Annotated in this window: 18 protein-coding genes and 1 tRNA gene; 14 read left to right on the forward strand and 5 right to left on the reverse strand. The window is 39.4% G+C overall.

Translation table 11 applies throughout. From position 1 onward, the window contains the following. The first annotated feature begins 139 nt into the window (after positions 1-139). On the forward strand, positions 140-319 hold the full coding sequence (locus tag MN200_RS06380; RefSeq protein WP_058869367.1) for a hypothetical protein: 180 nt from the start codon (positions 140-142) through the stop codon (positions 317-319). Here MN200_RS06380 and MN200_RS06385 read toward each other — a convergent pair. From MN200_RS06385 to MN200_RS06405, 5 genes are all read right to left on the reverse strand, one after another. After that, positions 316-486: a hypothetical protein gene (locus tag MN200_RS06385; RefSeq protein WP_171253443.1), complete on the reverse strand. Its 171-nt coding sequence runs from the start codon at positions 484-486 to the stop codon at positions 316-318. The genes MN200_RS06380 and MN200_RS06385 overlap by 4 nt on opposite strands. A 98-nt stretch (positions 487-584) precedes the next feature. After that, positions 585-911 carry a hypothetical protein gene (locus tag MN200_RS06390; RefSeq protein WP_242760353.1) on the reverse strand — a complete coding sequence of 109 codons (327 nt, stop codon included), beginning with the start codon at positions 909-911 and terminating at the stop codon, positions 585-587. A gap of 78 nt (positions 912-989) precedes the next feature. Continuing rightward, positions 990-1,292, reverse strand: a complete 303-nt coding sequence (locus MN200_RS06395) for a hypothetical protein (protein WP_242760355.1) — start codon at positions 1,290-1,292, stop codon at positions 990-992. A gap of 27 nt (positions 1,293-1,319) precedes the next feature. Continuing rightward, the gene (locus MN200_RS06400) at positions 1,320-1,535 is read right to left on the reverse strand and encodes a KTSC domain-containing protein (RefSeq protein ID WP_242760357.1); all 216 of its coding nucleotides are present in this window, start codon (positions 1,533-1,535) and stop codon (positions 1,320-1,322) included. Positions 1,536-1,612: 77 nt separating this feature from the next. After that, positions 1,613-2,323 carry a S24 family peptidase gene (locus MN200_RS06405; RefSeq protein ID WP_242760358.1) on the reverse strand — a complete coding sequence of 237 codons (711 nt, stop codon included), beginning with the start codon at positions 2,321-2,323 and terminating at the stop codon, positions 1,613-1,615. 99 nt (positions 2,324-2,422) lie between these two features. Here MN200_RS06405 and MN200_RS06410 point away from each other — a divergent pair, with 99 nt between their 5' ends. The 13 genes from MN200_RS06410 (at position 2,423) to MN200_RS06470 (ending at position 8,627) form a co-directional block, all read left to right on the forward strand. Continuing rightward, on the forward strand, positions 2,423-2,674 hold the full coding sequence (locus tag MN200_RS06410) for a helix-turn-helix domain-containing protein (protein ID WP_242760359.1): 252 nt from the start codon (positions 2,423-2,425) through the stop codon (positions 2,672-2,674). Continuing rightward, positions 2,671-2,946: a hypothetical protein gene (locus MN200_RS06415; RefSeq protein WP_130234757.1), complete on the forward strand. Its 276-nt coding sequence runs from the start codon at positions 2,671-2,673 to the stop codon at positions 2,944-2,946. Before MN200_RS06410 ends, MN200_RS06415 begins: the two co-directional genes overlap by 4 nt. A 48-nt stretch (positions 2,947-2,994) precedes the next feature. Continuing rightward, positions 2,995-3,285, forward strand: coding sequence for a hypothetical protein (locus tag MN200_RS06420; RefSeq protein ID WP_242760360.1), 291 nt, complete (start codon positions 2,995-2,997; stop codon positions 3,283-3,285). Then, positions 3,282-3,590, forward strand: coding sequence for a hypothetical protein (locus MN200_RS06425; protein WP_242760361.1), 309 nt, complete (start codon positions 3,282-3,284; stop codon positions 3,588-3,590). Before MN200_RS06420 ends, MN200_RS06425 begins: the two co-directional genes overlap by 4 nt. After that, positions 3,587-3,943: a hypothetical protein gene (locus MN200_RS06430; RefSeq protein ID WP_201951014.1), complete on the forward strand. Its 357-nt coding sequence runs from the start codon at positions 3,587-3,589 to the stop codon at positions 3,941-3,943. The genes MN200_RS06425 and MN200_RS06430 overlap by 4 nt, the downstream gene beginning before the upstream one ends. Beyond that, positions 3,940-4,863, forward strand: coding sequence for a hypothetical protein (locus MN200_RS06435; protein ID WP_242760362.1), 924 nt, complete (start codon positions 3,940-3,942; stop codon positions 4,861-4,863). Before MN200_RS06430 ends, MN200_RS06435 begins: the two co-directional genes overlap by 4 nt. Further along, on the forward strand, positions 4,860-5,606 hold the full coding sequence (locus tag MN200_RS06440) for an ATP-binding protein (protein WP_242760363.1): 747 nt from the start codon (positions 4,860-4,862) through the stop codon (positions 5,604-5,606). The genes MN200_RS06435 and MN200_RS06440 overlap by 4 nt, the downstream gene beginning before the upstream one ends. After that, positions 5,603-6,004, forward strand: a complete 402-nt coding sequence (locus MN200_RS06445) for a hypothetical protein (protein WP_242760365.1) — start codon at positions 5,603-5,605, stop codon at positions 6,002-6,004. Before MN200_RS06440 ends, MN200_RS06445 begins: the two co-directional genes overlap by 4 nt. Then, positions 6,004-6,297, forward strand: coding sequence for a winged helix-turn-helix domain-containing protein (locus MN200_RS06450; protein WP_242760366.1), 294 nt, complete (start codon positions 6,004-6,006; stop codon positions 6,295-6,297). The genes MN200_RS06445 and MN200_RS06450 overlap by 1 nt, the downstream gene beginning before the upstream one ends. Before the next feature lie 32 nt (positions 6,298-6,329). Beyond that, entirely contained in the window at positions 6,330-6,707 is a 378-nt protein-coding gene (locus MN200_RS06455; RefSeq protein ID WP_242760511.1) for a DUF559 domain-containing protein, read from the forward strand. Next, positions 6,704-7,258 carry a hypothetical protein gene (locus MN200_RS06460; protein ID WP_062034632.1) on the forward strand — a complete coding sequence of 185 codons (555 nt, stop codon included), beginning with the start codon at positions 6,704-6,706 and terminating at the stop codon, positions 7,256-7,258. Before MN200_RS06455 ends, MN200_RS06460 begins: the two co-directional genes overlap by 4 nt. Before the next feature lie 164 nt (positions 7,259-7,422). Beyond that, positions 7,423-7,662, forward strand: a complete 240-nt coding sequence (locus tag MN200_RS06465; RefSeq protein ID WP_004693409.1) for a hypothetical protein — start codon at positions 7,423-7,425, stop codon at positions 7,660-7,662. A gap of 888 nt (positions 7,663-8,550) precedes the next feature. Beyond that, a tRNA-Met gene (locus tag MN200_RS06470) sits at positions 8,551-8,627 on the forward strand. The last annotated feature ends 500 nt before the right edge of the window (positions 8,628-9,127 follow it).

Raw genomic sequence — 9,127 nt, forward strand, 5'->3', positions numbered from 1 at the left:
ATAAATATGAACTAATGGTTCAATATTGTCAAGAACCAAAAGTTCAATAATATGCATAATTGAATTATTGGTTCTTATTTTGTGTTTTAATAGACAAAAGAAAACCCACCGCTGGGGTGGGTTGGATGGAGTCTTTACTATGAAGAAGAATAAATTCCGAGCTGAATTATATAAAACCTATATTGCATCAGGTCTCCAAGATCCTGTTCTAATACAAGAATATATAGAAATTGCTGAATCCTTTGTGTTTTACCAAAAAAAACTTACAAAAAAAGCTTATGATGAGTTGGTTGAAAAACTGTCAAAAATTAATGATTAACTGTCAGTGGAAATTATTTTCAAGCACTCATCATAAACCTCTTTCCAGTACTCAATTTCACCAGAACGTGAGTTATTCCTCATATTATTAGTAGGATGGGACAGTCGTGTTTGTATAATTTTATCAGCCATTTCTATAGCTAAGCGCTTTTCTTCGATTGTAGCCATGTTTCTCTCCACCCGATTCAAAGGACTGCGTCGGGTTCGCAGCTTTTATTCTTTTTCAAAGTCAGTGATGACTTACTTTATAAACATCCAGAGATAACCTAAACAGACTCATACCGGCCCAGCTTCACAGTATTTAAAAGTTCTTCTTGATTACATAATTCTATTCTTGAAATAAAGTCTAAAGGCATAGTCAGTCTCTCACCAGTAATGGTCTCGAAGTGAACCCAGATTGCAGCATCTTGATTCTCGAAGCTAATACTTACAAGTTTGACCAGGTCGTAGGGCTCACTATCATGGAGTAAGACAATATTGTAGAAATGATCTGTGCGTACATATGAGATAAGCATTTCATGAATAGCAGTTTGTTCATCACTGCTTAGCTCGCTGTATTTACTCACCTCAATGTTATTGTATTCTTTACTCATTAATCATTCTCATTACGTGATTAAGCCGCATATAGCGGCTTTTTATTTAATCCAGCCAGCAAAATTGATCAAGGCTATTTATATATCCGAATACTTTTCTAAAAAGTCATCTATCCAACCTTGGGCAGCTTCAAGATTGGTTATATCTGTTAGTTTTAGATTAGTGCTTTCTGCTTCGTTAAAGCCCTCAATAATCGCTTCAAATATGTTTACTTCACCAATGACCTCGTGTGCTATTTCCTCAGGGTCGTAGCTTTGTTTAGCTTTTTTAAGCGAGGCTATTTGTTTATCAATTCCTGCGCCAATTTTTTCTAATGCCAATTTGAATTCTTGACGATTAATTGTTAGCGCAGTTTTGGATTTGTTAAGTGTTCCGATCATTATGCTTTCCTTCTTGATGGGCTTTTATTACACAAAAAGTTGAATTCGTTTAAATTTTTTATTCATATCAATTTGGCTTTTATAGAATTTATCTTTATCAATGGCTTCAATAAAATCGTTAAAGGTACTAGCTTCAATAAGTCTATAAATAAATCTCTCACCAGTCCTAAGCACTACAGTTAACAAGAAGTGCTCATAAAGCACATAGTTGATATTGCGCGAATTTACTTCAATTCTTTGCATGTTTGGTATTTTGTTTCCTTATATTTGTGTGCTTAAAATAGCTTAAAACCCAAGCTTTGATGTGCTTGGGTTTATTCTTATTTATTAAAGCTTCTTAGGTGTTCAACCACTACCCCAATGATGCGAATCTCTTGCTGAGTTGAGTTCATGGTTGGAAAGTCAGGGTTTAATGGAACTAGCTCAAAAGTCTCCCGCCCATGTTCGTCATAACCGATTGCACGGTATTTTTTAAATGTAGCTTCATGACTACCATTCTGAGCAATTACATAACAACCAGGATAGGGCGGTTTTGAGGCATCAACCACCAATTTGTCGCCAGGATTAAAGTCTGGCGTCATGCTTGCACCTGAAACCTCCAGCGAGAATACACACTCAGGTTTTGCACTCTGATAAGTAGTGTAAGTCTCACTTTTGGGATTGAGACCATCATATCCAACATCATGAAACAGTCCTGCTTGAACGTAATCCAATACGGGAATTTTGCGTAGAGGTGATGTATCAGGGCGAACGTTGCCAAAGCTTGATTCTGGCGTTGTTTGAGTTGGGGGCTCTCCATCACCATTGAGTAACCATTCAGCAGATACGCCCAGAAATTTGGATAATTGAGGGAATTTTGACGTTTCAGGCATAGCTTCGCCTTTTATCCACTTGCCAGCCCCTTTATCTGATATCTCAAACTCTTTGCTGAGAATTCTTGCTCGACCACGAACAGGGTAGCCTTTCAGATCCATAGCTTCATTTAATCGTTTAGCAAAATCTTCTTTGATTTTATCTGTTGAAGTATTCATTAAAATTACCGATGAACCAATGGTTCAATAATAATAAGTATTGAAAGAACTATCAGTTCTTGTTAAAGTTGAACTATAGGTTCAATAATGGTTAGGGTTATGCTTACTATAAAAAGTGCAATTACATGCGCTGGTGGCGTGAAAGTGGTTGCTAAATCAATAAACATCACCGAAAGAGCAATCTATAAATGGATTGCAAGAAACACGCTTCCATATACAGATTACAAGGGCGAAACCGACTATGCGGAGCAAATTTCTGCATTAACAGATGGTGAGCTATCGAAGTCGCAAATATTAAAAATTGGCTTGAATAAACAAAGCGATCTACCTACACAAGTGGTGAAAGTATGAGCCTTGAAAAGAAATCTACGCATGTCCGTTTGTCTCCTGAAATACATGAGCGAGCTAAAACTCTCGCTGAAATTAAGGGTAAAGACCTTGCTCAGTACCTCGCTTTCTTACTTGAAAAAGAAATCGTGGGTGAGTGGCATGTTCTTAATTTACAAGCAAAATCTTTTGAGCGCTTGGGATTAGCAGCCTTAGTAAGGGACTTGTCAACCGAAGTCAGCTTTCTTGAGGGATCGGAAGGGATTCACGGGAATTCACACAAAGAAAAAGCCTGATCGCAGAAATCAGGCTTTTCAATTCATTAATTATCGGAACCAATGAATATGAAAACAAATTTAGCACAACAAGCAATTCAAGACAATGCAAATAACGATTTCTTACAAGGGGATACGGTGGTGCTAATCGCTCCAGTGACTCTAGTGAATCGTGTTTTTGATACGGGAGATTTACTTTCCGTTGAGTGCATAACTTCGTTGGGTGGTATTGGCGTTACAACGAATGGTGTGATCGTTGTTGTTGTAGATCCAGTAGAGGTTCGTCATGCAACAACATTGGAGCTGAAATTAAAACGCCGTCTCACTTTAGCTGAACAAGCCTTAGCGGAGGTTCCATGATTACCAACAAGGCCATTCAAAAGAAGCCTGAGCATAAGCAGGTGATGCAGCTTCAATCATGGTACGAGCCAGCACTCCGCACATTAGAAGGATTGCTGGAGATCCGTAGGGCAAATCTTCGCAAGATCAAGGGTGATGAAAAGAATGCTGCCGTCACCCGTGAAGAGTTTATGGAAACGTTGATCAATGAACATCATGTTTCAGTTTGGTATGCAGGTGAAATTATTTCAAGCCTACATCGAGCAGGTCATATTTTTATGTTTGGCCGCTTTATTAAAAATATCGAAAAAGGGGGTGCTCAGTGAGATATTCAGCTAAACGTGGGCAGAAAGATGTTCAAGCTCCAGCACCTATCGAGGTGATGATCCCTTTGCTTGATCCAGTGAAGATATACACACCTAAAGAACTTGCCGCAATGCCTTTATCAGTCATGAACCAAGCTATTGAGGCTCAGGAAGCTTATTTCATTCTTGAGCATACAACCCAAATGGGGGGGCAAGCCATAGCGATACGTCGTCAAATGCAGGAAGGTACCCAACTTGTTCAAGTGAAAGAAAAGTCACGTACCCGGTACAAAATCAACAACGAATTTGTCGAACCTCGAATTATTCGTCAGTTGGAAAAGCGCGGCTTAGTCAAATTGGAGTGTGCTAAATGAGTTTATTCAGCACTGGCCATGATGTCGTGGATCAGGTTGGTAGTGTTCACCTTGAGGGTAACATCTTACCAACCAGTTGGTTTAGTACCTTCGTTTTAGAGAGTGGAAAACCCGATTTAAACGCTATCGTTGTGCTTTCAGAAATCGTTTATTGGCATCGACCTACAGTGGTGCGTGATGAATATTCTGGCCAAGTTGTGCGCGTTAAAAAGAAGTTTAAATCTGATCTTTTGCAGCGTTCTTACCAGAGTTTTTCTGATCAATATGGCTTCTCAAAACAGCAAGTCAAAGAGGCATTTGATCGTCTCGAGAAATATGGGGTGCTCAAACGTCATTTTCGCACAATCGAAGCTAACAATCAGAAATACAACAATGTTTTGTTTATTGAGCTCATTACACCTGTGCTTTTTGAAATGACCACCCTCCCACTTTCAAAAGGGGGAGGCTCCCCATTTGAAAAGGCAGACCCTCCCCATTTCAAAAAGGGGACAAATACAGAGACTACTACAGAGATTACTACAGATATAAACACACAACAGGAATTGCCTGAAAATTCAGCTCAGGATAATTCATGGAAACCTGATCAAAATTTCCTAAGCACAATTTTGCTTCAAACGAAATTCAGCCATCGCGTAAATGAAATTTTAACCATGCCTGATTTCCAGTTTCACTTGGGTAGTTTCAATGCGCACTGGGAAAACAAAATCTATCTCACCGAAAACCAAAAAACGAGAAAGTTCGCAGCTTGGTTGGTGCAGGAATTTGAGAAGCAAGTAACCAAGACAGAGCGTGAAGGAAGAAAACCAACACGCAAAAAATCTTCTGAAAAACCAAACAACCGCAATGTGAACGATCCTTGGGGTGAAGTTCAGAACTATGAACCAGCAACAGGTGATGTGGATACAAGGGGGCTCCTATGAACGCAATCGCACCGCTTAGTTTTGATATTCAGAAATCAACAGAATTTTGCCAGTTGCACCAGGCGCAAATGGTTTCTTTCCGTGGTAAATCGTTCTGCAAGCAATGCTCAACGGAAGCGCTTAACAAAGCTCAAGCAGAACACCACAACGCCGTGAATGCGATGGTTCGTGAAAAACACTTTCAAGGCGCAAAACTTCCAACCCGTCATGCGAACAGTGGGTTCAGAGAATACTTGGTCGCGAATAGCGGTCAGCAAAATGCAAAAACTCAATGCGTCACGTTTGTGAAGGATTTCACGAAGGGAATTAAGCGCAATTTGATCATGATTGGTCGCACCGGTACTGGGAAAACACACTTAGCTTGCGCCGTGGCTCGAAACATCCTTGAGACCCAAAAGTATGCCCGCTATGTGACTTCTGAAGACATGGCCAACGAAATAGCGAATGCATGGACCAAGGCTGATGATAGTGAAGTAAACGCTGTTCATCGCTTCACTGAATACGATCTATTGATTCTTGATGAATATGGATTGCATGACCGCCATGAAAACCGTCTCCAGCTGGTGCACAAAGTTCTTTACTCACGTTATGACGCTGGCAAGCCAACCATGTTGATTTCAAACATGACAGCACATGAATTGGAACAAGACCTTGGTGATCGTCTCTGGTCTCGTTTTCAGCATGATGGGTTGGATGTGGTTGAGTGTAATTGGGCAGATGAGCGTGTTGGAGGTGGGGTGTGAGCTATAAAGAAGACCATACGATAAATATTGATACTGTGGAAAATGTCATTAAGTTTTCACGCAAGTCTGAACGTGGCACATGCGAACATAAAAACATTCGGATATCAGCGGAAGAAAATGAAGTTTTATGCACTGACTGCAATGTTCGCCTAAATCCAGTTTGGTGGATTGAAAAGCATCTAAATTATCTCAACCGAGCAACGCAACGAAATAATAGCGTCCTAGCAGAAGCTAGAGAGATTTATAAAAAACTAGAAAAGAAAAACTCATTCATGCGCAAGCACTGCCATGAAGTGAATCTGATTGACTTCAAAAAATTACCGAGCAAGGCAGCAATCACACGCGGAATATCTGTGGTTGAGCAGGATCATGTCGGTATGACCGTGGAGATTAATTGATGAAATACCTAAGTGATAACAGTGTTATTGATTTGGTCGATACTCCAGTGAATCAGATTGCAATATTTGAACGTGTAGTACTTGCGCTCAAGGCAATTGAAACTACACCGATAGCAACGGTATCTGAGCTTCGCAAAACTGCATTAAGCGATCTCAGTTTAAGAACAGCACAGCGATACCTGAAAGGTTTAGAGCAAGCTGGGTATATCAAACGAAAAGATTCAGGTTTTGCAGATGAATCGCGATTTTTTTTAACGGATAAGGCGAAGCAGTTGTTTGGGGTGAAGGGGTGACAAGCAGCTACTCCATTGCTGAATACAAAAAAATGATCGGTGCAAGTAAACCCAAAAGAGGATCTAAGCGCCCAAAATCTAAAGGTGAAAAAGTACAGAGTGAGGGTGAGGTGATATTGGCCACAGCACTGAGAGCTTTAAAGATTGAATTTGAGCAGGAGTTTAAGTTTCACCCTACACGGAAGTGGAGAGCTGATTTCCACTTAAAGGGCAAAAAGATATTGGTCGAAGTGGAAGGTGGGATCTGGAGTAATGGTAGGCATACAAGGGGTAAGGGGTATTTAGGAGACTTAGAGAAATATAACGAAGCAACAATGATGGGTTATCAGGTAATACGGTTTAGCACTGAGCAAGTGAAAAGCGGCAAAGCGATTGAGCAAATAGAGAAGATGGTAGGGGATTTGGGATGAATGCAGTTATGGCAGATAAATTTGAACAATTTGAATGGTTGACTCATGGCATTACTGCAAAGTCGCCAAATTTTGAGCCACAAGCTCATGGCACTGGAGAGAAGCCTTTGAATTATGAAGACCGCTTGGGTGCCATTGCTACAATGGATACGCAGTTGGCGAAGTCAGTTACTTCATTAATTGTATTTGATGGTAAGTGTGAAAGTGATTATGAATATGTGCGTATGCACCTGGTAAATATCATGCTTCAAAACGCCGTGGCTGATAAGAAGCGAGAGCCTGAACAAATTACCATGAATCACTTGGCTTACTTGATTGCACGCATGGTTATAGATTTCTCTTTAGATCCCCAGCTTGAGAATAACTTCACTGCTCAAGGACGTTTGTACTATGCGGGGATTAATACCATGCAAATGAATGTTGATAATTATCGGATGACATGGAAGCAATACGAAAAGCTAATGGTCATGGCGATCGAGTCAGCAATTAATGAAGCATCAAAATCAATAGAGTTGTATAAGAAAAATACTTACAAAGAATTAAAGGCATAGGTATTTCGTTTTTGCGAAGACTAAGCTATAGTTTCACTATACTGGTCGTATTACGGTTTATCCGAGACCAAGCTTTAAAAGCTCATCAAACGATGGGCTTTTTTTGACATAGTTTGTTCATGAAAATAAGCGATAATGAATTTTTGTTTTGAGCTTTAACTGAAATGGCAATTCTAACTGTCAAGAAATTAGATGATACTCTTAGTGAATTAGTAGTTAACGGCAAAAAACCTGAAAAGATTTTGTTGGGTTATAAAGCGTATGGCGAGCTAATGAATGATCGTAGCTTTTTTGAGGAAGTAGCAGGGTCGGCAATGGATCCAAACAAACGAAAATATAAAAATATTAAAATTAAGGTTACCCAAGACGAATACCAGTTTGAAGTGAAGTGTTCAAAAGAATAGGTTTAAGCATCAAGGAAAGCTCGCCAAATGGTGGGCTTTTTTTTATTCCTAAATAATTTGGAATAAAATGTGAATGAGATCTCAATATAAACCAAGTATATTAGTGGTATTAAGTTCTCCATGATAGTTAATATCAGTTTATACCTGCATCTTCCCCAAGTTGCAGGTTTTTTTTGCTTCATTTTTTATACGATTAATGATTTAATTATTTTGTTGTGAATAAAAACAACGATTCCTTGTATCAGCGCAAATGACCAAGGGGAAAAGCCTTACAGAGATGTAGGGCTTTTTTATTGCTGTATGGCTTTGTTGCACAAAGATTTCATAACTATATGATTTTAAAAGTTTTGATTATTTTTTGATCCAAAATTAAATTTATTTAAATCAGATGCTTACATATTTATGCAACAAAGCCTTGCTGTATACAAATTGCATGGGCTTTGATGGGCTTTTTAAACAACTAAGATGGTATAGTGACACTCTCTTTTAAGTGCTCCTCTATATGCCTGAAATCTATAAATACATTTACACTCAGATAAGTATATTCGGTTCATTACCAACACATAAAGTTCTTATAAATAGTACACATAACAAGACCAAATTAATTTTCGCTGATAATACTTTTGTTTATGGGGCTGTTTCTGATTGGGCAGTAGGTCTATCCGGGCTTGATTCGAGAAAATCAATATGGTCGGAAGAACCCAAGTTGTTTTTAGAGGGTGAAAAGAGAAGATTGAGCCTCTATCGAGCATCTCATCCAGCATTTATAACTGAAGCAATTTTAGGGTAGGCTTTAGATATTTTGAATTTCGTTAATACTATAAGTGTTTATATTTCAAATAAAGTTTGCTTTGTGGTTGCTTAGGGCGTATAAAGCTAACTCGTTGATGCGGGATGGAGCAGTCTGGTAGCTCGTCGGGCTCATAACCCGAAGGTCGTTGGTTCAAATCCAGCTCCCGCTACCAACGAAAAAAGATTCAAAGTTTATAGCCTAGTCCCCGTGGATTAGGCTTTTTTTATGGCGGCTTGACTTTAATCGTAGTGGTTTAAATTTTAATGCCGCCACCCAGATATTTACATACATCGAAGCCCTGTCAAATAATCGGGCTTTTTTGTTGCCGAAATTTGGCAACCCTATCCTGTGAGTGTGCCAGCTTACAGAACATGCCTTGAGTAAACGCCTAGATGGTTTAGGCAATTCCAGCTAGGGCTTGGCAACCCGACCTTAAAGAGAATGAAAGCAAGTAAAGTTAACCGTGCATGTAAGGTTGATGTGATTGTGAGTAGCGGTAGATCAGTTGCCGAGCTGATTAATATCGAACTATAGGCAGGGGTGTGGCAGATCACCACATCCTTTTTTTATTGCCCTGAGAAATATTAGTGTAATCACACCAAGTTAAAATGCTTGATTAGCCAGGAGTAAAATCATGCTTAGATTACTGATGTGCTTATTCGGCCTGCATGG

The sequence above is a fragment of the Acinetobacter sp. LUNF3 genome (assembly GCF_022699605.1).
GTDB lineage: Bacteria > Pseudomonadota > Gammaproteobacteria > Pseudomonadales > Moraxellaceae > Acinetobacter > Acinetobacter johnsonii.